At 65.3% G+C, this 23,206-nt stretch carries 21 protein-coding genes; 11 read left to right on the top strand and 10 right to left on the bottom strand.

The features are described 5' to 3' along the window. Positions 1–38: 38 nt before the first annotated feature. The 3 genes from HB681_RS13195 to HB681_RS13185 are packed head-to-tail and all read right to left on the bottom strand — an operon-like array spanning position 39 to position 3,114. On the bottom strand, positions 39–1,265 hold the full coding sequence (locus tag HB681_RS13195) for an AI-2E family transporter (RefSeq protein WP_213955284.1): 1,227 nt from the start codon (positions 1,263–1,265) through the stop codon (positions 39–41). Further along, the gene (locus HB681_RS13190; protein ID WP_213955283.1) at positions 1,262–2,011 is read right to left on the bottom strand and encodes a LytTR family DNA-binding domain-containing protein; all 750 of its coding nucleotides are present in this window, start codon (positions 2,009–2,011) and stop codon (positions 1,262–1,264) included. The genes HB681_RS13195 and HB681_RS13190 overlap by 4 nt, the downstream gene beginning before the upstream one ends. 14 nt (positions 2,012–2,025) lie before the next feature. After that, on the bottom strand, positions 2,026–3,114 hold the full coding sequence (locus HB681_RS13185; RefSeq protein ID WP_213955282.1) for a histidine kinase: 1,089 nt from the start codon (positions 3,112–3,114) through the stop codon (positions 2,026–2,028). A 46-nt stretch (positions 3,115–3,160) separates the two neighbouring features. Here HB681_RS13185 and argH point away from each other — a divergent pair, with 46 nt between their 5' ends. Further along, complete coding sequence (gene argH, locus HB681_RS13180; protein WP_213955281.1) at positions 3,161–4,558, top strand: argininosuccinate lyase; 1,398 nt, start codon at positions 3,161–3,163, stop codon at positions 4,556–4,558. A 398-nt stretch (positions 4,559–4,956) separates the two neighbouring features. Here the strand turns inward: argH and HB681_RS13175 are convergent, their stop codons facing one another. The 4 genes from HB681_RS13175 to HB681_RS13160 all read right to left on the bottom strand — a co-directional run bounded on the left by HB681_RS13175 (position 4,957) and on the right by HB681_RS13160 (position 9,549). Next, the gene (locus tag HB681_RS13175; protein WP_213955280.1) at positions 4,957–5,466 is read right to left on the bottom strand and encodes a hypothetical protein; all 510 of its coding nucleotides are present in this window, start codon (positions 5,464–5,466) and stop codon (positions 4,957–4,959) included. After that, entirely contained in the window at positions 5,459–6,748 is a 1,290-nt protein-coding gene (locus HB681_RS13170) for an ATP-binding protein (protein WP_213955279.1), read from the bottom strand. The genes HB681_RS13175 and HB681_RS13170 overlap by 8 nt, the downstream gene beginning before the upstream one ends. Positions 6,749–7,481: 733 nt before the next feature. Further along, on the bottom strand, positions 7,482–8,465 hold the full coding sequence (locus tag HB681_RS13165) for a flavin reductase (RefSeq protein ID WP_213955278.1): 984 nt from the start codon (positions 8,463–8,465) through the stop codon (positions 7,482–7,484). Positions 8,466–8,532: 67 nt separating this feature from the next. Next, complete coding sequence (locus HB681_RS13160; RefSeq protein ID WP_213955277.1) at positions 8,533–9,549, bottom strand: LysR substrate-binding domain-containing protein; 1,017 nt, start codon at positions 9,547–9,549, stop codon at positions 8,533–8,535. A gap of 79 nt (positions 9,550–9,628) precedes the next feature. On the opposite strand from HB681_RS13160, the gene HB681_RS13155 reads away from it, so the two are divergent. The 4 genes from HB681_RS13155 to HB681_RS13140 all read left to right on the top strand — a co-directional run bounded on the left by HB681_RS13155 (position 9,629) and on the right by HB681_RS13140 (position 14,003). Then, positions 9,629–11,032, top strand: coding sequence for an acyclic terpene utilization AtuA family protein (locus HB681_RS13155; RefSeq protein ID WP_213955276.1), 1,404 nt, complete (start codon positions 9,629–9,631; stop codon positions 11,030–11,032). Continuing rightward, positions 11,029–11,340: a DUF4387 domain-containing protein gene (locus tag HB681_RS13150; RefSeq protein ID WP_213955275.1), complete on the top strand. Its 312-nt coding sequence runs from the start codon at positions 11,029–11,031 to the stop codon at positions 11,338–11,340. Before HB681_RS13155 ends, HB681_RS13150 begins: the two co-directional genes overlap by 4 nt. A 34-nt stretch (positions 11,341–11,374) precedes the next feature. Then, positions 11,375–12,790 (top strand): LLM class flavin-dependent oxidoreductase, encoded by a 1,416-nt coding sequence (locus HB681_RS13145; RefSeq protein WP_213955274.1) that lies wholly within the window; start codon positions 11,375–11,377, stop codon positions 12,788–12,790. A gap of 250 nt (positions 12,791–13,040) precedes the next feature. Continuing rightward, positions 13,041–14,003, top strand: a complete 963-nt coding sequence (locus HB681_RS13140) for a 3-hydroxyacyl-CoA dehydrogenase (protein ID WP_256734930.1) — start codon at positions 13,041–13,043, stop codon at positions 14,001–14,003. Between the two features lie 41 nt (positions 14,004–14,044). Here HB681_RS13140 and HB681_RS13135 read toward each other — a convergent pair whose 3' ends face one another. The 3 genes from HB681_RS13135 to hisD form a co-directional block, all read right to left on the bottom strand. Then, the gene (locus HB681_RS13135; protein ID WP_213955273.1) at positions 14,045–15,010 is read right to left on the bottom strand and encodes a tripartite tricarboxylate transporter substrate binding protein; all 966 of its coding nucleotides are present in this window, start codon (positions 15,008–15,010) and stop codon (positions 14,045–14,047) included. A 104-nt stretch (positions 15,011–15,114) separates the two neighbouring features. Then, complete coding sequence (locus tag HB681_RS13130) at positions 15,115–15,882, bottom strand: SDR family oxidoreductase (protein ID WP_213955468.1); 768 nt, start codon at positions 15,880–15,882, stop codon at positions 15,115–15,117. 5 nt (positions 15,883–15,887) lie between these two features. Further along, the gene (gene hisD / locus HB681_RS13125; protein WP_213955272.1) at positions 15,888–17,210 is read right to left on the bottom strand and encodes a histidinol dehydrogenase; all 1,323 of its coding nucleotides are present in this window, start codon (positions 17,208–17,210) and stop codon (positions 15,888–15,890) included. A gap of 221 nt (positions 17,211–17,431) precedes the next feature. On the opposite strand from hisD, the gene HB681_RS13120 reads away from it, so the two are divergent. Genes HB681_RS13120 through HB681_RS13095 form a run of 6 tightly spaced genes read left to right on the top strand, consistent with a single transcriptional unit; the run spans position 17,432 to position 23,155 of the window. Further along, positions 17,432–18,187: an ABC transporter ATP-binding protein gene (locus tag HB681_RS13120; RefSeq protein WP_213955271.1), complete on the top strand. Its 756-nt coding sequence runs from the start codon at positions 17,432–17,434 to the stop codon at positions 18,185–18,187. Continuing rightward, entirely contained in the window at positions 18,180–18,908 is a 729-nt protein-coding gene (locus HB681_RS13115; RefSeq protein WP_213955270.1) for an ABC transporter ATP-binding protein, read from the top strand. The genes HB681_RS13120 and HB681_RS13115 overlap by 8 nt, the downstream gene beginning before the upstream one ends. Positions 18,909–18,957: 49 nt before the next feature. Next, entirely contained in the window at positions 18,958–20,181 is a 1,224-nt protein-coding gene (locus HB681_RS13110; protein WP_213955269.1) for an ABC transporter substrate-binding protein, read from the top strand. A gap of 12 nt (positions 20,182–20,193) precedes the next feature. Continuing rightward, complete coding sequence (locus HB681_RS13105) at positions 20,194–21,078, top strand: branched-chain amino acid ABC transporter permease (RefSeq protein WP_213955268.1); 885 nt, start codon at positions 20,194–20,196, stop codon at positions 21,076–21,078. Between the two features lie 55 nt (positions 21,079–21,133). After that, complete coding sequence (locus HB681_RS13100; RefSeq protein WP_256734937.1) at positions 21,134–22,093, top strand: branched-chain amino acid ABC transporter permease; 960 nt, start codon at positions 21,134–21,136, stop codon at positions 22,091–22,093. Between the two features lie 9 nt (positions 22,094–22,102). After that, a complete protein-coding gene (locus HB681_RS13095) occupies positions 22,103–23,155 on the top strand; it encodes an amidohydrolase family protein (RefSeq protein ID WP_213955267.1) in 1,053 nt (350 codons plus the stop codon). Positions 23,156–23,206 lie beyond the last annotated feature (51 nt).

Here is a 23,206-nt window from a genome sequence, read left to right as displayed (position 1 = left end):
CTGCACGGCGCCAGCGACCAACCGGCATAGCCGAAGGGTCAGTCGCCAAGTATTTCGCCGAGCGGTTGCAAATCTTCGACCCGGTCGCACACCGCCTTCACGACCATCATGATCGGGATGCCGAGCAGCAGTCCCCACACGCCCCACAGCCAGCCCCAGAAGATCACGCCCACGAACACCGCCACGGCGTTCATGCTGCTGCTGCGGCTGGTGAGCCAAGGCGTCAACAGGTTGCCGACCAGGGTGTGGATCACCAGCGAGATGCCGCCTACCAGCAATGCCATGTCGACCGTGTTGAACTGCATGAATGCGACCAGCGCCGACAGCGCCATCATGATGATCGAGCCGATGTACGGAATGAGGTTGGTCACCGCGGCGATGATTCCCCACACGGCCGCGTTCTGCATGCCAAGGGCCCAGAACGACAGCCAGGTCGCCACGCCCACGATGGCACTGGTGAGGATCTGCACCAGAAGATAGCGCTCGATATGGCCGGTGATGTCGTCCAGCACATGCACGGTGATCTTCTTCTTTTGCAGGCTGGGCCCGGTGATCTTGACCAGCTTGCGGCGGAATGTGTCGCCCGAGGCGAGCGCAAAGAAGGTCAGGAAGGCCACCAGCGTGAGCTGCCCTGCCGCGCCCAGAATGCCCAGCGTGCCGGTCAACAGGTAGTCGCGCACATTGATCGCCGGCTTTTCGACCACGACCCGCGCTACGCCCCTCTGGGCCGCAGTCTTGGCCGAACTCTCGCTGGCGGCCTGCTCGAGCTGTGTCGCGGCCTGCTGCACGTTGTCGAGCGTGCCCGGGCGTACCGGGCCATGCGGGCGCACCGCCAGGCGCAGCTTCTGGGCGGCGACCGGGAGCGAATCCAGCAATTCACCCGCGCTGTCCGCCAGCGAATAGACCGTGGCGCCGAACGCGCCCCCGATGGCCAGCAACACCAGTCCGGCTCCCAAGGCTCGGTGCACATGCCAGCGCGCCAGCCGCTCGACCACAGGCGCCAGCGCATAGGTCAGCAGCAGGCTCAGCATGAGCGGGATGAACACGGCCGAAGCCCAGTGCAGCGTGAAAACCGTTGCCAGCACGACCAGCACGACCAGCGACGCGCTGCGAACGTCGACCGGCATGTGCAGCATGATCCGATCCTGCGCAGGCTCGATCGGCTCGACTGATTCGAGCGACTCGATGAGATTGGGCAAGGGCTCCTCTGCAGGATCCGCCTTCACGGACGGCCCGGGGCGCTCCGGCACCGGCAGTGCGCTCATCGCAAGTCCTTGAGCGCGTCGCGCACCACCGCCAGTTGCCGCCGCGACACCACCACCGGCTCGGCAATGCCGCGCAGCCGCAGCGCCCAGCCGTCGATGTCCTCGCCGTCGTCGTATTTCTCCAGCGCCCGCATCGCCGAGCGCGCGACCAGCGCATTGCGGTGGACGCGCACGAACCGGTCGGGGTAGCGCTCCTCGATCTCGGCCAGGCTGGCGTCATAGATGTGGCTGCGCGAGGGCGTGCGCACCGTGAGGTACTTGAACTCGGACTTGAGATACACGACCTCCGCCACCGGCACCCGTTCGGCCCGGCCGCGGTCCTGTATCAGGAACACCTCTTCGTTCGGGTCCGGCAGCGCCGCCCGCTTTTCCTTGAGGTAGCGCTCGGCTTTCTGCAGCGCCTGCTGCAGGCGCTCGGCGCGCACCGGCTTCGTGAGGTAGTCGACCGCATCCAGCTCGAAAGCAGTGACCGCGTGGCCTGAGTGCGCCGTCACGAAGACGATCGCCGGCGCGTCGGCCCGCCCTCGCAACACCCGCGCGAACTCGGTGCCATCGACGCCCGGCATGTGGATGTCGAGCAGCACGAGGTCGGCGGGCGTCTCGTCGAGGCGCTGCTCCGCTTCCGTGGCCTGCGCCGCCTCGCCGATCACATCGGCGGCAGGGGCATGGCATTCGGCCAGCAAGGTGCGCAGGCGCGAACGCGCCAGCGGCTCGTCATCGACGATCAAGGTACGCAACGAACTCATCAATCAATTGCCCTTCATGACTTGGCCGGGATGTCTATTCGCACCCTGTAGCTCCCCTGATCCACGCCCGCTCGAAACTGCGCCTGCACATCGTGCAACAGGCGCAGCCGGTCGCGCACATTCGCCAGCGCGATGCCGTGGCCGCGCGGCAACGGTTCGTCGGCCCACCGCAGTGGCGGCAGGCTGTTGATGACCTCGATCACCACCATGCCGCCGCGCCGCTCGGTCCGGATGCGCAGCGTGGCGCCCTCGGGGCTGGGCTCCACGCCATGCTTCACGGCGTTCTCCACCAGCGGCTGCAGCAGCAGCGGGGGCAGTTTCGCCCCGCTTGCGTTGGGGTCGATCTGCCAGTTGATGCGAAGGCGTCCGCCGAAGCGCACCTGCTCGATGGCAAGGTAGCGCTCGGCCAGGGCAATCTCGTCGGCCAGCGTCACGGCCTCGTTCGGGTCGGCCAGCGCGCGGCGGAAGAGTTCGGCCAGGTCTTCCAGCATGGTCTCGGCCTTGGCAGGCTCCTCCCGCACCAAGGCGATGGCGGAGTTGAGCGTATTGAAGAGGAAGTGCGGGCGAATGCGGGCCTGCAGTTCCTCGAGCCGTGCCGTGGTGGCCGCCGGCGTGCGGCCACGGGCGCGCAAGACCAGTACCGTGATCGCGACGCCCGCCAGCAACGCCCCGGCCAGCCCGCTCGCGAGCCACGGCGCCACCGGCAGCACGCCGGTCAGCCGCAGCAGGCCGCAGCCATACAGCGCCGACAGCACGCCGAGCAGCACGCCGATCGAATACTGGGCCAGGCGCGGCAAGCGCGCCAGCAGCTTCTTCAAGGCGCAGGCCAGGATCAACCAGAGCAAGGTGGCCGGCAACGCGCCCCCGGTCATCGTTGCCAGCAGCCCGAGCCAGTCCTGCGGGCCCGTCGCCACGAACATGGCGCCCACGCCGACCACCACCTCCACGAACAGCACCGCCCGGAAGACCGTGCCCACCTGGCAGGCGTCGAACAGCACCACGCGCGGGCTCGCCGGCGCGCGACTTGGCCCCGCGGACCCGCTCGATGGGGCCGCCGATGGGCTGGCCGAAGGTGCGGCCGATAAAATCGACAGGTTGCGCATCACTGATACATGGCGTGACAACCATTATTGCCTCCACCTGCCCGCCATGACCCAAAACCAACTCGACAAGAAATCCGAAGCCTGGTCCGCCCTGTTCTCCGAACCGATGAGCGACCTGGTCAAACGCTACACCTCCAGTGTCGGCTTTGACCAACGCCTTTGGCAGGCGGATATCGAGGGTTCGCTGGCGCATGCCGGCATGCTCGCCGCAAAGAAGATCATCAGCACGCAGGACCACGCCGCGATCGAAAGCGGGATGAAGCAGATTCGTGAGGAGATCGAGGCCGGCAAGTTCGAGTGGAAGCTGGACCTGGAAGACGTCCACCTCAACATCGAGGCGCGCCTGACCCAGCTGGTCGGCGATGCCGGTAAGCGCTTGCACACCGGCCGCAGCCGCAACGACCAGGTAGCAACCGACGTGCGCCTGTGGTTGCGCGGCGAGATCGACCTGATCACCGACCTGCTGGGCGACCTGCAGAAGGCGCTGGTCGACATCGCCGACAAGAACGTCGAAGTGATCCTGCCAGGCTTCACGCATCTGCAGGTGGCCCAGCCGGTGAGCTTCGGCCACCACATGCTGGCCTATGTCGAGATGTTCTCGCGCGACGCCGAACGCATGGCCGACGTGCGCAAGCGCCTGAACCGCCTGCCCTTGGGCGCCGCGGCGCTGGCAGGCACGAGCTATCCGCTGGACCGCGAAATGGTCGCGAAGACACTGGGCATGGACGGCGTCTGCCAGAACAGCCTCGATGCGGTGAGCGACCGCGACTTCGCGATCGAGTTCACCTCGGCCGCATCGCTGGCGATGATCCACATCAGCCGCTTCAGCGAGGAACTGATCCTCTGGATGAGCCAGAACTTCAGCTTCATCCAGATCGCCGACCGCTTCACGACCGGCAGTTCGATCATGCCGCAGAAGAAGAATCCGGACGTGCCCGAACTGGCACGCGGCAAGACCGGTCGCGTGGTCGGTCACCTGATGGGCCTGATCACCTTGATGAAGGGCCAGCCGCTGGCCTACAACAAGGACAACCAGGAGGACAAGGAGCCGCTGTTCGACACGGTCGATACGCTGAAGGACACGCTGCGCATCTTTGCCGAGATGGTCGGCGGCATCACGGTCAAGCCCGAAGCGATGGAAAAGGCCGCGCTGCGCGGCTATGCCACAGCGACCGACTTGGCCGACTACATGGTGAAGAAGGGCCTGCCCTTCCGCGACGCGCACGAGGCCGTGGCGCATGCCGTGAAGGCCGCGATCTCGCACAACGTCGATTTGTCGGAACTGCCGCTGAAGGTGCTGCAGGAGTTCAATCCGAAGATCGAGAAGGACGTGTACGAGGTGCTGAGCCTGCGCGGCTCGCTGAATGCGCGCAACACGCTGGGTGGGACGGCGCCGGCGCAGGTGCGGGCGCAGATTGCGCGGCATCGTCAGCGGTTGGGGTAGTTCGCTTGTTGGTTGCAGGGGGCGATTTCGTTCCCACTGCGGAGAGCGCCCGGCATGCCAAGCGCGCTGGTCGCCTTCACTGTGCCGGCCCCTTCGGGGCTCCCCTGCGGTGCTCGTCATTCGCGGGGTCTGGCTCGAACTCGCTACGCTGCGCTCCGCTCAGACAATCGCCAGCCCTGATCCGCGAACGACTGTGCTCCTCGGCGGCACAGAGGCGGCGCCCATCGCGCTCGGCATACCGGGCTTAGTTGATCGAAGGTCGGTATGCCCCGCAACGCAAAGTCAACCGGCCGGCCAGTTCACTTTGCTCGAACGCGCGGCCGCTCGTCGGGACGAGAAATCGGTGATGGGCGATGACCCAAGGGAAACGGCAAGCGAGCCAGTGACGGCTACAGACCTCACACCCTCCGTCGGGGTTGCACGATCGGCTTGGTCGGCTCGTACGCCTTGAGTCCCTCGTCGGCAGTCAATATTTGCACATGAAAGCGAGCAGTTGCGTAGTACTCGGCAACGGCCTTGATAGTCGCGTCGCCGATGCTCATTGACGCGGCTGCAAGTGGTGGCCAATCGTTCGCGAGAGACCGAAGCGCATCTGTATCCCAAAGCACCGATTGTTCGCTGAATGCGGCCCACGGGCTTTTGGAATCCGCAGCTGCGGCAAGATGCTGGCCCAACTTGGACGCAAGCGCAAACCGGTCGCCAGTGCACTGGGCAATGTGGTTGCCAGTTTCGATCAAGGTCGCGATCGGCAGCACGAACGTACTTCCCTGTGCTTCTTCAGCCTTCAATAGAGCATCGATCCGTGCATGATCCCAAAGATCGGCAGCCGGACCTGCGGTGTCCTTTCCGGGTACCCGCAGCCAACAGCAGAGGACCGACGTATCCAATACCAGCACGCGGCTAGCCATTGCTGTTCTCTACCGACTCAGCAAAATCGAATGCCTGTTGAAATGATTTTTCAATCAGGCCCTTACTGGACAGGCGCCCGAGAGTTCCTTGAGCGAGAAGTTTCGGCAGCTGTTTAATGTCTTCCAGAAGAGTGAGTTCGCTGTTGCCGGTCCTTGCATCACGGTGAGCCACGGTGATGAACGCGACCATACTTGGCCCCATCGCATCAAGAAGAGCGGGATTGTGCGTGGTGGCTAGGACGTCGACCTTTCTTTGCGCTCCAACGGTCTTAAGCACGTCGAGCAGCATGTTCGCCCTTGACGGATGTAGGCCGTTGTCCACCTCTTCGATAACAAGTAGGCTACCTGCCGGGCGCGTCAGCAGCGCGGTCAGTATCGCCAGGAAACGCAACGTGCCGTCTGACATTCCACGGGCATCGACAGTCGGCGGCGCACCGTGCCCAATCCAGTTCTCTTCGCTGTACAACATTGCATCGGAATTAAACTTGCCGACGGTCTCCGCGTACACACGTTGAATGTCGCGTTCAGGGAGTTTGCTGGCGTAACGGGTCAGTACCTCTTCAATTTCTTGCTGCTTGGGTGCGGGCAGAGCGGCAATGACCCCCGCGATATTCTTGGCATCAGAGTCTAGTTTGTCTGCAAGCGGCGAGTACCCGCGCATATGGGAAGGGATCGGATCTAGGATGAATATCTCGCGCAGCGAACCCACCACTTCGCCAATCCCGTCCTGAATTTCCTGCCGAAGCTTTTGGCCGACCAATTGAAAAAGGAGCGGCTGGGTCCTACCTAGTTCGCGACGTGTGCCCTGCTTCTCGTTATAAAGACGAGCGACTATCGTAGGAGCAGACTCAGCGCACGGATCAGTGCGAAAGAGCTTAATGGTTCCCACAGCTGATCGTCGCCTGCCATCCTTACCTGGCCGATACCTCGTGCGGAATAGCTGCTCAGCAGCAACTTCGCAACGCGAATCGGCGATACGACATTCCAGTCGATAGTGATAGTCCGTCAATTCGTCAGCACGGCATACGGCGGAAAGGGCAAAGAGGGAGCCTGGTCGCCGCGCAGCCCACTCCACGCCACCCCGCAGGGCCGACAACGCCCCGTCTCCCTGTAGTGCAGACGTTAGCAATGCACCCCCAGCAATTCGATTCAGAAAGGCCAAGGCGTCTAGCGCGTTGGATTTCCCGCTGGCGTTAGTGCCAATGATCACCGTTAGTGGGTCAAGCTGAAGTTCTGAACGTTCGTAGCTCTTCCAGTCCTCAAGTTCAAGCTTCGTGATCATGGTATTTCGACTTAGTTTGCTCGTTCAGCAGGCCGCACGCCTTTATCGCAGAGCGCGAATGCCGATATCAACGGCTGGTGGATCAGGCAAGTCTACTTGGAGGCTCGCATTAACATGCAGCACAGCATGGCGTTGCACGGTGGTTGAACGCTTAGAACGACAAGAAGGGGCAAGTCGGAGAGCGGCGGGATATGTCAGACTTCCGATCGCCAGTCGTATCGAGAATGTCTTGTTGCGTTGCCTCTCTCAAAGGGGTCGCTTTAACTGGAGTTTTTGCGATCGGGACACGCCATCATCAGTTCAGGTTGTCGGTCGATGCGTGCGGCGAGGGACCGAATTGCTGTCCAGCAGCGTGCTCTCTGCCATGACCGATACGTTGCGCAGGCACCCTTCACCTGCTGCGCTCGAACGCTTCATTCCGTTGGCACGCGAAGGAGCAGTCATACATTGGATTTGTACGAACAAACACCCCTGGAGCCCGGCATGCGGTGCGCGCTGGGCGCCGCCTCTGTGCCGCCGAAGCGCGCAGCGTTTGGCGGATCAGGGCCACATGCTGTTTGAGCGAAGCGAGTTCATGTGGACCCCGCCGAACGCGAGCACTGCAGGGGAGCCGCGAAGCGGCCGGCACAGTGAAGCCGCCCGGTGCGCACCGCATGCCGGGCGGACTCCGAAGCGTGCGCGAACAGTCGCTTCAGGTACCCAGGTGGACGTTCCGACTGGACCGCCCCAGCGACTACGCGTCCACCGTGCTGAGCGCCATCGCCGCCGCCGCCCGCGACGAGGCCACCAATCCGAAGTATTCCGACATGGCTGCAGCAGCGCCATCCGCATCCCGCGCGCGCAGGCATGACAACACCTGCCAGCGCAATGGCGTCAGGGCCGGCAGATAGATGGTTGGCGCTTGCGAACGGGCGAGGTGCTCCGACACCGTGTACTCGAGGATGGTGGTCAGCGACTGCGCAACCACGGCCAGCATCTCGTTGTGCGCCGCCGTCGTCAGTTGCTTGAAGAAGGTGATGGCAGCCTCCGTTCGATGCACCATGTCGCCATCCGCGGCGTAGAGGTCCAGCGCACGAAGGTTCTGCTCGATGGCCTCGAAGTCCGCCGGCTGCGCGGCTTCGCAGGCCAGCCGAACCAGGCTGACATGCACGGCCGCACGCGCCTGCACCAGTTCCGCCTCTGAATCGTTGCTCTTGACCGCAAGCGCCCGCAGCGACTGAGCCAGCATCATGTAGGCGCCCTTGTAGAAGACCAGCGCATCCTCGTCGCTGCTCTGCTCGAAATCCTGCACCTGCCCGATGAAGACGACGTGGTCCCCGGCCTCGTGCCGGGCGAACACGCTGCACTGGAAATTCGCGATGCAATCGGCGAGCACCGGCGAGCCGCCCCAACCCGCGGCATAAGGCACGCCTTCGAACTTCTGGGCCATGGTCTTGCTGCTGCTCGCGAAACGACCGGACAAGCCGTCCTGCCGGTGCGACAGCACGTTGATCGTGAACTGCTCGGTCTGCCGGAAGATGTCGATCGACTTGCTGTTGTTGCGCAGGCTCCAGAGCACCAGCGGCGGGTCCAGCGAAACGGAGCTGAAGGAGTTGCAGGTCAGTCCGACGGGCTGGTCCTGCGCATCGGACGTGGTGATGACGGCGACGCCGGTCGGGAAGCAGCCGAGGGCGTGTCGGAAGCTCTTGGCGGTGGGGTCTTGTTGCGTTGTGCTCATGTCTTGTCTCCAGGGGATCGGTCCTGGAAAGTCTAGGAGCAGCCCCCGAAAGAGAAGCGCATAGCAGTTATCGCGGATCGGTCGCGGGCGGCTCCGATGGCGGCTTGCGAAGCTGCCAGACCTCGGTCTCCAGCAGGCGGTCGACGTCCTCGCGGATGTAGCGGAACAACTGCTTCATGGCCTTGGTCGCGGGCCGTTTGGTCGACATGGCCACCGACAGCACGCTGGGCACGGTCGGGTTGACGATGGGTCGCGCACCCAGCAAGCCTTGCGACACGTGGTACGACACCGAACCGAAGGGCAGGAAGGTGTACGCATAGCCTTCCTCGGCGAAGCGGATGAGGGAATGGATGCCCTCGACCTCCAACGCGATGTTCGGTTGCACCGAGATCAGCGCCGCCGCCGAATCGATCACGTCTCGCAGGCCGTGCAGGGGACTGGGCAGCACCAGCGGCAACTTCAAGGCCTCGGCCAGGTCGATGGGCTCGTCCGACTGCAGCGCGCCCTGCCCGGCGGCGCCGACCAGCATCAGCTCGTCCTCGAACAGCGTCTCCAGCGCCAGCTTGGCCCGCTTGGGCGCGTTGTAGACCACCGCCACATCGACCTGGCCGGTGATCAGCCATTCGAGGACGTAGCCGCTGATGGCGTCGCGCACGCGCAGCGACACCTCCGGGAAGTCCTGCCTGAAGCGCGCCACGAGCGGCACCAGCAGCGTCTCCGCCAGCATCGGCGGGATGCCCAGCACCACGCTGCCCGCAGTGGTCTTGCGCAAGGCCTGCATGTCGCGCACGGCGACGTCCGCGCGATCCACGATGTCGGTGGCCGAGCCGAGGAAGCGCTCCCCGGCCTCGGTCAGCGTGACCCCATGCCCGGTGCGGCGCAACAAGGGCAGCCCCAACTCCTCCTCCAGCAGTTGCAGTTGCCGGGTCAGCGCCGACTGCGTGACGCCGACAGAGACCGATGCCCGCGACAGGCTCTCGGCGGAGGCGATGGCGATGAAGTAGCGGAGTTGGCGCAGGTCCATTGCGGCCTTCGGGTGTTGGTCCTGGCCCGCATGGTAGGGCCTGCGGGCGATTTTCGGCATCGGACGCATACCTGTTATCCGTTGTCGCGCCCCACCCCATCGACAGATAGTTGCCGCTCCCATACAAGAACTTCGAGCCATGAACACAACGAGAGACACGAATTTACCGAAGGAAGTCCGACTGCTGTCGGTGACTTCCATCCTCGGCTACGGCTTCCCCGAATCCGCGTTGCAGGCCGGCATGGCCCGCGACCCCGACCTCATCGGCGCGGACGCCGGCAGCACCGATCCCGGTCCCTACTACCTCGGGGCAGGCAAGGCCTTCTGCTCACGCCTGTCCATCAAGCGGGACACCCGACTGATGCTGCTGGCGGCCGTTCCACGCGGCATCCCGGTATTGATCAGCACGGCGGGCGGCGCCGGTGGCGAACCGCACCTGCAGTTCATGGCCGAACTGGTGCGGGAAATCGCCCGCGAGGAAAAGCTCGACTTCAAGCTCGCGCTGATCCATGCCGAACAAGACCCCGGATTCATCAAGCGCCAACTGGCAGACGGCAAGGTGAAGTCCGCCTCCAAGCGCCCGCCGCTGACGGACGAACAGGTCGACCGCGCCGAGCGCATCGTGGGCCTGATGGGCCCAGAGCCCTACATCCGTGCGCTGGACGACGGCGCCCAGGTCATCCTGGCCGGGCGCAGCACCGACCCCGCCCCCTGGGCCGCCGGCGTGCTGCGCGGCGGCCTTCCGCCGGCCGTGGCCTGGTACGCCGGCAAGATGCTCGAATGCGGCGCCGAGCCGGCCGCGCCCAAGCGCGACGGCTGCCTGCTGGCACGCGTGTTCGAGGACCATGTGGACCTGGAGCCGACCAATCCTGAGCAGGCCTGCACCCGCCTGTCGGTGGCCAATTTCGCGCTGCACGAGAACCCCAGCGCGATCCACCACCACGAACCCGGCGGCATGCTGGACACCTCCGCCTGCAAGTTCGAGCAACTGACTGACCGCATCGTGCGGGTCAGCGGCATGCAATGGAAGCCAGCGGACGTCTACACCATCAAGATGGAAGGCGTCGAGCGTGTCGGCTATCGCGCCATCGCCATGTGCGCCACCCGCGATCCGGTGCTGATCCGCGACATCGACGACTACCTGGTGCGGGTGCGTGCGATCGTCGACGAGAAGACCCGCAACTTCGGCGTGCCCGAAGGCGGCTACAAGCTGGCGATCCGCTGCTACGGCCTCAACGGCGTGATGGGCGAGCGCGAGACGGTCACCACCACCACGGCTCATGAGCTCAGCTTCATTCTGGAGGCGATGGCGCCGACGCAGGAAGTGGCGAATGCGGTGATCGCCATCTCGCGCACCACCATCCTGCATGCCGACTTTCCGGGGCGCTTGTGCAAGGAAGGAAACATGGGCATCCCCTTCTCGCCGGCCGACGTGGAACTGGGCGCGTCCTACGAGTTCAGCGTCTATCACATCGTCGACGCGGAAGACCCCTACCACCTGTTCCCGATCGAACACGCCCACGTGAAAGGCATGCAAGCATGACCCGCATCCGAGACCTCGCCAGCGTCTGCAAGAGCAAGAACGCCGGCCCCTTCGAGCTGACCATCGACGTCATCTTCGGCTCCGACGAACTGTTCGAGCGGGTGCAGTCCACCGGCATCCTCAATGCCGCGCTGTTCGCCAGGCTCTACCGCGTGGAGGAGTCGCAGGTGCTGTTCATGCCCTATGCCCCGGCACGCGCCTTCAAGGCGACGCTGCCCCGTTTGATCCCGGCCGGCGCCTTCGGCGACAGCGACGTCTACGGCGCGCAGCAACACGCGCCGTTGCTCGAAGTCGACATCCCCGACTGAAGCGCCGCCCATCGACTACCAAGGAGACAACCCAATGACCCAAGACCGCAAGATCAGCCTCATCGGTTTCATGCAGGCGCAGAACTGTTCGACCTACCCCGGCAGTTGGCGCCATGTCGCCACCGACCCCGCCTACCTCACGCCCGAGTACTACCAGAACATCGCGCGCGTGCTGGAACAGGGCATGTTCGACATGGCTTTCTTCGACGACCGGCTGGCCATGCCCGACATCTACTCCGGCGACCATGCGCAGACGGTGGCGGCCGGCGTGCGTGCGATCAAGCTCGACCCGCTGGTGGTGCTGTCGGCCATGGCCGCGGTGACCACCCGGCTCGGCCTGGGCGCAACCTACTCCACCACCTACTACGAGCCGTACCACGTGGCCCGCACCTTCGCGACCTTCGACCTCATGAGCAAAGGACGCGCTGCATGGAACGTGGTCACTTCGCTCAACGATTCGGAAGCCGCCAACTTCGGCCACGCGGAGCACCTGGAACACGACCTGCGCTACGACCGCGCCGACGAGTTCCTGGAGACCACGCTGGGCCACTGGGACACCTGGCAGGAGGGCGCGCTGGTCAACGACAAGGAGACCGGCGAGTTCGCGCACCCCGACAAGGTCAAGCGCCTCGACCATCGCGGCGACTTCTTCAATTCGCGCGGGCCGTTCACCGTGCCGCGCTCGGTGCAAGGTCAGCCGGTGCTGATCCAGGCCGGGCAGAGCGGCCGCGGCCGCGCCTTCGCGGCGCGCTGGGGCGAGCTGATCTTCGTGGTCTATCCCAACCTGGCCATGGCCAGGAAGCAGTACGCCGAGATGAAGGGCGCCATCGCCGAGGCCGGCCGCGACCCGGCCAAGGTGCGCATCGCGACCGCCTGCCACGTGGTGGTCGGCGAGACCGACGAGATCGCCCGCAAGAAATTCGAGTACATCGATTCGCTGGCCCAACCCATCGACGGCCTGGCGCTGATCTGCGAAGTGCTCAACACCGACTTCGCCACCCGCGACATGGACGAGCCCTTCTCCGATGAGGACATGGCCGCCATCTCGGGCTGGCAGACCTTCCGCGACCGCGTCGTCACGCTGTCGGGCAAGAAGAATCCGTCGGTGCGCGACTTCGTGGACTTCTCCAAACGCGCCCGGGTGAACGAGTTCAACGTGTTCATCGGGTCACCGAAGACCGTGGCCGACGAGATGGAGAAGTGGTTCACCGAGGGCGGTTGCGACGGCTTCGTGCTGTCGCCCACCCACATGCCCGGCAGCTACGAGGACTTCGTGCGCATGGTGGTGCCCGAACTGCAGCGCCGCGGCCTGGTACGTACCGAATACGAGACCACCACGCTGCGCGGCCACCTCGGGCTGGAAGCGCCGAAGAGTGGGGACTGGAAGCGCCTCAGCGGGCCGGAATCGAAGGCAGCGGCGGACAAGGGTGTCAAGGCGGTCGCTGCATGAAGCCGTGCGGCCCTGCTTTCTCATAGAGCGGGAGCCTTGCACTCCCGGCCGGCCAGGTTGCGACCTGGCCGATCACACCCCTCATCAGCCGCACAGCGTCCAACGCTTGCGGCTGTTCGGGGGCTTCTCTTTTTTTGACCGACAGGTCACGCAGGGTCTCGGGCCTTGGTCTCTCCGAGGTAGCCGCAGGTGCCTGGGCAAACTGCCTTCGGTCATGACTCGATAGACACAACTCACAGGAGCAAACGAAATGAAAGACATGCAACTCGGCGCCAGCGACACGGTCGCCATCGTCGGTGCCGGCCTCGTGGGCGCAGGATGGGCCGTGGTCTACGCTCGCGCCGGCCTGAACGTGAAGGTGTTCGATGCCAATCCGGAGATCACCCGCAAATCGATTCCGCTCATCGAGGGGCAACTGGCCGGGCTGCATCGCCACGGCCTGATCGCGGAGGACCCGGCTGTCATCCTGTCTCGCATCACCACGGCATCGACACTGGCCGAGGCCGTCGAAGGCGTTGCCTACGTGCAGGAATCCGTGCTGGAACGCGTGGACGTGAAACGGCAATTGATGATCGACCTCGACGCGATCGCCTCGCCCGACCTGATCGTGGGCAGCTCCACTTCGGGCATCCCCGGATCGGCGTTCGCGCTGGGGCTGTCGCTCTCGCCGCGCATCCTCATCGTGCACCCGGTCAACCCGCCGTACCTGGTGCCGGTGGTCGAACTGGTGCCTTCGCCAGAGACCTCCGCTGCCACCGTCGAATTCGCCGAGGCGCTGATGAAGGCGGTGGGCCAGACGGTGGTGCATGTGCGCAAGGAGGTCGAGGGTTTCGTGTTGAATCGCCTCCAGGCCGTGCTGTTGCGCGAAGCCTGGGCGCTGGTCGACGAAGGCGTCGCGAGCTGCGAAGACATCGACAAGACGGTGCGCGACGGCCTGGGCTGGCGCTGGTCCTTCATGGGCCCCTTCGAGACCATCGACCTGAATGCGCCCGGCGGCGTGGCCGACTACGCCGTGCGGCTGGGGCCGCTCTATCAGCGCATCGCGGCGTCACGCCAGCACGAACAGCCGTGGGATGAAACCTTGATCAAGCAGGTGGAGGCCCAGCGCCGCGTGCATCTTGGACATGGGGACCTGGAATCGCGCCGCGCCTGGCGCGATGAGCGCTTGATGGCCTTCGCCGCTGCGCGCCGCAGCACGCATCCGGAAGGTTGAAGCGCCGCAGGATCCGCATTGAAAGCGGATCCTGCGAGTTCTCAGTTGGCGCTGATCTTCGCCTTCTTGACGATGGCATCCCAGCGCGTCAGGTCGGCCTTGATCTGGCCTGTGAACTGCTCGGATGTATTGCCCACGGGCTCCAGTCCGGCGGCAATGTAGCGGTCCCGGTAGGACGGCGTCTCGACCACGGTCTTGATGGCGCCCTGCAACTGGTCGACGATCTGCTTGGGCGTGCCGGCCGGCGCCAGGATGCCGAACCAAGAGTTGAGGTCGAAGCCCGGCACGCCGGATTCGCTGAAGGTGGGCACGTTCGGCAGCGCGGCGGCTCGCTTGGGGGCGGAAACGCCCAGCGCCTTCACCTTGCCCGACACCACGAAGGGATACGCGGTTGCCACCGCCGTGTAGACCATCTTGACGTGGTCGCCCATGACGGCCGTCATCGCCGGCGCGCCGCCCGCATAGGGAATGTGGCGCAGGTCGATGCCGTACTGGATGTTCATCATCTCGCCCGCCGCATGAGGCGTGCTGCCCACACCCGTAGTGGCGTAGTCGAGATAGCCCGGCTTGGCCTTGGCGAGCGCGATCATCTCCTTCACGTCCTTCGCCGGCAGGTTGTTGTTGGCGACCAGCAGCAGCGTGGAATCGGCGATCTTGCTGACGGGCACGAAGTCCTTCAGCGTGTCGAAGCCGACGTTGGGATACACCGAGGGGTTGATGGTCAGGGTGCCGTCATAGCCCAGCAGCAGCGTGTAGCCGTCGGGCTTGGCGGCGGCCACTGCGCGCGTGCCGATGTTGCCGGCAGCGCCCGGGTGGTTCTCGACGATGATCGTGTACTTGAATTGCTGCGTCAGCCCCTCGGCCAGCCAACGCGCGGAGAGGTCCGCCGCACCGCCCGGCGAATACGGCACGATGAGCTTGATGGTCTTGTTCGGATACGCCTGGCCGTGCGCCACCGTGGCGAGCAGAAGCATTGCCGAGGCAATGGCGGTCTTGAGGTGTTTCATGTCTTTGCTTGTCTCCGTTTGGATGAGCGCATCCGTGCGCTATCGCACTTGCTTGAATGAGTATCTGCAGTTGTCTGCAGCGGTGTGTCGATACCTGATATGCGTCAGGCCGCCGTCCACCCGCCGTCCAGCATCAGGGCGCTGCCCGTCATGAGGCTGGACGCGTCGCTGGCTAGGAACACGATCGGGCCCATGACCTCGTCGATACGTCCGAGTCGACCGAGCGCGATCCGATCGACCACGAACTGGCGGAACGTGGCGTCCTCGAACATCGGCGCGGTGAGGGCCGTCTCGATGAAGGTCGGGCACAGCGTGTTGACGCGGATGCCGGACGGCCCCAGCTCCCACGCCAGCGCCTTGCTCATGCCCTCGACCGCGTGCTTGGTCGCGCAGTACAACGTGCGGCGCGGGCTGCCCACATGGCCCATCTGCGACGAGACGTTGATGATCGAGCCCGCCTCCCCCGCGGCCTGCAGCGAACGCGCGACTTCGCGGGACATGTAGAACGTGGCCTTGACGTTGAGCGCGAACACCGCGTCGATATCCTCGTCCTGCGTGTCCACGAGCAGCTTGGGCCGGTTCATGCCCGCGTTGTTGACGAGGACATGGAAGGGCGGGCGCGAGCCGATCTCCTTGGCAACCGCTTCGGAATCGGTCACGTCGAGCACGATGAATTCAGCGACACAGCCCTGGTCGCGAATGGCCGCACAGCCAGCCTCAAGCTCGGCCTGCGAGCGCGCAGCCAGCGTGACCTCCGCGCCCGCGTGGGCGAGCGCAGAAGCGGCGGCCAGCCCCAGGCCGCGGCCAGCGCCGGTGACCAGCGCGCGCTTGCCTTCGAGCCGGAAGCCGCCGAAGCTCGGCAAGGCCCGCATGGCCGTCATGCCTCCAGCGCCGGAACCGGTTCGTACCACGGAACCTCGGCGCGCGTGCCGTATCGGCGCACGCGGATGTTGGCCTGCTCGCCATGACCTGCGAAGTTCTCCATGTGGCACAGGCGCGAGCAGTATTCGCCGATGGTGGCGCTGGCCTCGTCCGTCACCACGCGCTGAAAGGTGCAGGTCTTGAGGAACTTGCCGACCCACAGGCCACCGGTGTAGCGCGCCGCCTTGTTGGTGGGCAGCGTGTGGTTGGTGCCGATCACCTTGTCGCCGAAGGCGACGTTGGTGCGCGGGCCGAGGAACAACGCGCCGTAGTTGGTCATGTTGTTCAGGAAGTAATCCGGGTCGCGGGTCATGACCTGCACATGCTCCGACGCGAGTTCGTCGGCCTTCTGAAGCATTTCCGCGTCGGAGTCGCAGACGATGACCTCGCCGAAGTCGGCCCAGCTCTTCGCGGCGATCTCGGCCGTCGGCAGGATCTTCAACTGCCGCTCGATCTCGGCCATGGTGGCGTGGGCCAGGGCTTCGCTGGTGGTCAGCAGCACGGCCGGCGTGGTCAGTCCGTGCTCGGCCTGACCCAGCAGGTCGACCGCGCAGATTTCGCCGTCGACCGAGTCATCGGCAATCACCAGGGTCTCCGTCGGGCCTGCGAACAGGTCGATGCCGACCCGGCCGAAAAGCTGCCGCTTGGCCTCGGCCACGAACATGTTTCCCGGGCCGACCAGCATGTCGACCGGCGCGATGCTGGGCGTGCCGACGGCCATGGCGACGACCGCCTGCACGCCGCCGAGCACCAGGATCTCGTCGGCGCCCGCAAGGTGCATCGCTGCCACGATCGCCGGATGCGGTTCGCCGTGGAACGGCGGCGCCGTTGCCACCACGCGCTTCACGCCGGCGACCTTGGCCGTGAGCACGCTCATGTGCGCCGACGCGAGCAGCGGGTACTTGCCGCCGGGGATGTAGCAGCCGACCGCATTGATCGGTATGTGCCGGTGCCCGAGGAAGACGCCGGGGCGGGTCTCGACTTCGACGTCGAGCATCGAGTTGCGCTGGATCTGCGCGAAGTTGCGCACCTGCTTTTGAGCGAAGCGGATGTCCTCGAGTTCGCGTGCCGACAGGCTGTTGATCGCCTTCTCGATGTTCGCCTGCGACAGCCTGAAGTCGGCCGGATCCCAGTTGTCGAACTTCCTGCTGTACTCGCGCACGGCCTCGTCGCCGCGCGTCTCGATGTCGCGAATGATGGTCTCGACGGTGCCGCGGACCTTGGCGTCGTCGTCTGCGCGGGCCTGGACGTCGCGTCCGCGCTTGAGGTAGCGAATCATGGGTATCTCCTTTTGGTTGATGGCCCCGATTGAACCGGCCATCACGCTGCGATTCGCGCATATCAGCTATCGGTTGCGAGCAGCGCGAGGCGATTTCACACTTTCCCCACCAGTGCAAACCGGCTGGAGAACGAACGGAGACACACCCATGCGATACAGCCTGCCTGCAAGGCCCCAGCCCTGCTACTCGCGTCCAACAACAGTCGCCCTTCGCTAAAGCCATGGACGACCTGATCCTCGAGACGAAGGGACTGTGCAAGCAGTTCAAGGGATTCGCCGCGGTGAGTGACGTGGCCCTGCGCGTCAGGCGCGGCACGATCCACGCCGTCATCGGCCCGAACGGCGCCGGCAAGACCACGCTGTTCAACCTGCTGACGAAGTTCCTGCCGCCCAGCAGCGGCACCATTCACTTCAACGGCAAGGACATCACGAAGGACAACGCGGGCCAGATCGCACGCCAGGGCATCGTGCGCTCCTTCCAGATCTCGGCCGTGTTCCCCAGGCTGACGGTGCTCGAGAACGTGCGCGTCGCGCTGCAGCGCAAGGCCGGCCTGGCGACCCAGTTCTGGCGTTCCGAGCAATGCCTGCGCAAGCTCGATGCGGCTGCGATGCAGCTGCTCGAGGACGTGGACCTGGCCAGCTTCGCCAACGCCGCCACGGTCAACCTGGCCTACGGCCGCAAGCGCGCGCTGGAGATCGCCACCACCCTGGCGATGGACCCCGAACTGATGCTGCTCGACGAGCCCACCGCCGGCATGGGCCATGAGGACATCGACACCGTCACCGAACTGATCCGCAAGGTTGCGGCGAGCCGGACCATCGTGATGGTGGAACACAACCTGGGCGTGGTGTCGACGCTGTCGGACACCATCACCGTGATGCAACGCGGCTCCGTGCTGGCCGAGGGGCCGTACGACGTCGTGTCGCGCAATCCGCAGGTCCTGGAAGCGTATGTGGGAGTCACGGAAGATGTCTAAGCCGACCTCACGGCAGGACGCCGCCGTCCCCCTGCTCATCCGCGGCCTGCATGCCTGGTACGGCGAATCGCACGTGTTGCACGGCGTCGACCTCGAAGTGCGCCGCGGCGAACTGGTCACGCTGCTGGGCCGCAACGGCGCGGGCCGCAGCAGCACGCTGAAATCCATCATGGGCATGGTGGGCGAACGGCGCGGCTCCATCGTGATCAACGGCACCGAGACCATCGCCATGGCGCCGCACCGCATGGCCCCGCTGGGCGTGGGCTACTGCCCCGAGGAGCGGGCCATCTTCGCGTCGCTGTCGACCGAGGAGAACCTGCTGCTGCCGCCGGTGCTGCAGGACGGCGGCATGAGCACCGCGGAGATCTACCAGATGTTCCCGAACCTGCTGGAACGTCGCCACAGCCCCGGAACGCGGCTGTCCGGCGGCGAGCAGCAGATGCTGGCGCTCGCCCGGATCCTGCGCACCGGCGCCAACCTGCTGCTGCTCGACGAGATCACCGAAGGGCTGGCGCCGGTCATCGTGCAGTCGCTCGGCCGCGTGCTGCGGTTGCTGAAGGAGCGCGGCTTCACGATCGTGCTGGTCGAGCAGAACTTCCGCTTTGCCGCCGGCCTGGCGGACCGGCACTACTTCATCGAGCACGGCCGCGTGAAAGCCGTGCTGGACAAGACCGAAGTGGCGCAGCGCGCCGATGAACTGCACCAGTGGCTGGGCGTTTGAGCCACCCGAATCCCTAGCGATCCACAACCGAGACACGGAGATATCCAACATGAAATCGAATCCCCTGCGTTCCCTCGCGATAGGCCTGACCGCTGCCTCCCTGGCCTGTGCGCTCCATGCGCAACCGGCATCGAAGGTGTCGGACGGCGTGGTGCGCATCGGCGTGCTCACCGACATGTCCGGCGTCTACTCGGACCTCGCCGGGCCGGGCTCCGTGACCGCGGCCCAGATGGCGGTGGAGGACTTCGGCGGCAAGGTGCTGGGCACGCCGGTCGAAGTGATCTCCGCCGACCACCAGAACAAGCCCGACCTGGCCGCCAACACGGCGCGCCAATGGTTCGACACACGGCAGGTCGATGCCATCTTCGACCTGGTCAGCTCGCCGATCTCGCTGGCCGTGATGGAGATTGCCCGACAGAAGAACAAGATCGCGTTCGTGAACGGGTCGGGCACCTCCCGCGTCACCAACGACAGCTGCAATGCCAACACCGTGCATACGTCGTGGGACAGCTATTCGCAGTCGTACAGCATGGTCGACGCGATCGCCAAGCAGGGCGGCGACACCTGGTTCTTCGTGACGCTCGACAACGCGGGCGGCCAGAGCGTCGAGAAGGATGGCATCGAAGCGGTGAAGGCCGCGGGCGGCAAGGTGGTCGGCAGCGTGCGCTTCCCGCTGAACACGCCGGACTTCTCGTCCTACGTGCTGCAGGCGCAAGCCTCCAAGGCCAAGGTGATCGGACTCATCGCGTCGGGCGCGGACACCGTGAACGCAGTCAAGGCCATCAACGAATTCGGGCTGACGAAGCAGCAGAAGGTCGCGGCACTCGTGACCTTCCTGCCCGAGATCCACAGCCTCGGGCTGGAGGCAGCGCAGGGCCTGATCCTGAACGAGGCCTTCTACTGGGACACCGATGCCGACACGCGCAAGTTCTCGGAACGCTTCTTCGCGAAGACCAGGAAGATGCCGGACTCCGTCCATGCGGGCGTCTATTCGTCGGTGACGAACTACCTGCGCTCGGTCCAGGCCGCCGGCACCGACGACACCGCCGCGGTCATGAAGAAGATGAAGGAGACGCCGCTGAACGACTTCTATGCGCGCAACGGTTCGCTTCGCGAAGACGGGCGCCTGATCTACGACATGCGGCTCGTCCAGGTCAAGAAGCCGTCCGAATCGAAGAAGCCCTGGGACTACTACAACGTGCTCGCCACCATCCCCGCGGCGCAGGCCTTCCAGCCGCTGTCGAAGAGCACCTGCGGCCTGGTCAAGAAGTAAGCGACACCCACCATGGACATCTTCGGCGTTCCTCACCAGGCCTTGCTGGGACAGGTGTTCATCGGGCTGGTCAACGGCTCGTTCTACGCCATCCTCAGCCTCGGCCTGGCCATCATCTTCGGCCTGCTCAACGTCGTGAACTTCGCCCATGGCGCGCTCTACATGATGGGTGCGCTGGTCACGTGGATGGGGCTGAACTACCTCGGGCTGAACTACTGGGCGTCATTGCTTGTCGCACCGCTCGTGGTCGGCTACTTCGGCATCCTGTGCGAGCGGACCATGATCCGCCGCCTGCGCAAGCTCGACCCGATCTACGGCCTGCTGCTGACCTTCGGCATGGCCCAGGTCGTGCAGAGCCTGGCCAGCAATTCCTATGGCGTGACGGGCCTGGCCTACAGCCCGCCTGCGCTGCTGCAGGGCGCGACTAACGTCGGCTTCATGCGGCTGCCGAACTACCGTGCCTGGGTGGTCTTCGCATCGATGGCAGTGTGCCTCGCGACCTGGTACGGCATCGAGCGCACGCGGCTGGGCGCCTACCTGCGCGCCGGCACGGAGAACCCGGGCATGGTGCAGGCCTTCGGCATCAACCTGCCGCTCATCGTGACGATGACCTATGGCTTCGGCGCGGCGCTGGCCGCATTCGCCGGCGTGCTGGCCGCGCCCGTGATGCAGGTCAGCCCGCTGATGGGCGCCGACATCGTCGTGGTGGTGTTCGCCGTGGTGGTGGTCGGTGGCATGGGATCGATCCTGGGATCGATCGTGACCGGGCTCACGCTGGGCGTGGTCGAAGGCCTGACCCGCGTGTACTACCCGCCCGCATCGAATGTCGTGATCTTCGTGATCATGGCCGTGGTGCTGATGTTCCGACCCTCCGGCCTGTTCGGCCAGCAGAAGTGAGTGAATCGACGTGACCCTACCGACAACACCTGCCGTCCCGACTGCCGGCGCCCACCTGCGAACCCCGGTGCTGCTCGCGCTGCTGGCTCTGGGCCTGCTCGCGCCGCTCGCGGTGTACCCGGTCTTCATGATGAAGATCTACTGCTTCGCGCTCTTCGCCATGGCGTTCAACCTGCTCTTCGGGTTTGCCGGCCTGATGTCGTTCGGACATGCGGCGTTCCTGGGCAGCGCCGCCTACGTGACCGGCTACGCGGTGAAGAGCCTGGGCTTCCCGCCCGAGCTTGGCATCCTCGCGGGCACCTTGGCGGCCGCGCTGCTCGGGCTGGTGGTCGGCCGGCTCGCCATCCGGCGCGAAGGCATCTACTTCTCGATGGTGACCCTGGCGCTGGCGCAGATGGTCTACTTCATCTGCGTGCAGGCGCCGTTCACCGGGGCCGAAGACGGCATGCAGGGCATCCCGCGCGGGCATCTGCTGGGCTTCATCGACCTGGACAACATGTTCGCGATGTACTACTTCGTGCTCGCGATCTTCCTGTTCGGCTTCTTCGCCGTGTACCGCATCGTGCATTCGCCCTTCGGCCAGGTGCTCAAGGCGATTCGCGAGAACGAGCCCCGTGCCATTTCGCTCGGCTACGACGTGCAACGCTACAAGCTCGTGACCTTCGTCCTGTCGGCCGGGCTGGCGGGCCTGGCCGGCGCCACGAAGACGCTGGTGTTCCAGCTCGTGACCTTGACCGACGTGCACTGGGCGACTTCCGGAGAAGCCGTGCTGATGACGCTGGTGGGCGGATTGGGCACGATCTTCGGGCCCTTCGTCGGTGCCGTGGTGGTGGTGTCCCTCGAGCACCACCTGGCCGGGCTGGGATCGTGGGTCACGCTCATCATGGGGCTCATCTTCATGGCCTGCGTGCTAATGTTCCGCGAAGGCATCGTGGGGACGTCGAAGGCGCTATGGCTCCGGCGCAGGCCGCTGCCGAACCCGCCCACGGAAGCTCCCCTCACCGCAGAGGCCTGATCGCGCGACATGGAAAAATTCGATCCCCAATACAAGAAGAGCAACTTCCCGCAGATCCGCCCGGAGTGGCTGGCGCTTCGGCAGGAGGCCGTGCTGCAGCCGGAACAGCGCATCGTCGACGCGCATCACCACTTCTGGGACGAGGAGTCCGCGCCCTACCACGCGGACGACCTGATGGCCGACATCGCGACCGGCCACGCCGTCGAGGCGACGATCCTGGTGGAAGGCAAGGCACGCTACCGGGCTGGCGGTCCAGCGCACCTGCGACCCGTTGGCGAAACCGAGTTCGCCGCGGCGCAAGCCGAGCGCGCGGACGGCCGGGGCGTGCGCTTGTGCGCGGGCATCGTGGCATGGGCCGACCTGCTGCTCGGCCCGGAAGTCGAGGAGGTGCTGGACGCCCATGCCGAGGCTGGCAAGGGCCGGTTTCGCGGCATTCGCAGCCGTGCCGCCTGGAGCGACGATGCCGCGCTCAGCGGACCCGCCGACGGGCCACCGCAAGGATTGCTGCTGGACCCCCTCTTCCAGCAAGGCGTCAAGGTCCTGGCCCGCCTGGGCCTGAGCCTGGACGTGTGGGTCTACCACACGCAACTGGCCGACGTGGCCCAGCTCGCGCGCGATTGCCCCGAGGTTCAGATCGTGCTGAATCACGTCGGTGGCCCCCTTGGAATCGGCCCTTTCAAGGGCCGGCGTGCAGAGGTGTTCGAGGTCTGGCGGGCGGGAATGGCGGAACTGGCGCGGCACGGCAACGTCGCCGTCAAGCTCGGCGGGCTGGGCATGCCCCGCACCGGCTTTCCTTTCGCCTCTGCCGAGACACCTGTGCCGTCGGAAGAGCTTGCGTCCGCATGGCGCCCCTATGTCGAAGCCTGCATCGATTCCTTCACGCCGGCGCGCTGCATGTTCGAAAGCAACTTCCCGGTGGACAAGGGCATGTGCAGCTACCCCGTGCTATGGAACGCCTTCAAGCGTCTGGCGGCCGGCTATTCGCCGGATGAACGCGATGCGCTTTTCCGCGGGACGGCCATGCGCGCCTACCAGCTCGACGCGAAACAGACCGCCGGGTGACGCATCGCTCGGAGGCCTCGGCCGGAGATCCATAAGCAGGCGAAGTCGTTC

The organism is Variovorax sp. dw_954, from assembly GCF_018449755.1.
Lineage (GTDB): Bacteria > Pseudomonadota > Gammaproteobacteria > Burkholderiales > Burkholderiaceae_C > Variovorax.
Note: the sequence above shows the minus strand (reverse complement) of the source record. Positions and strands in the feature narration are given on the sequence as shown.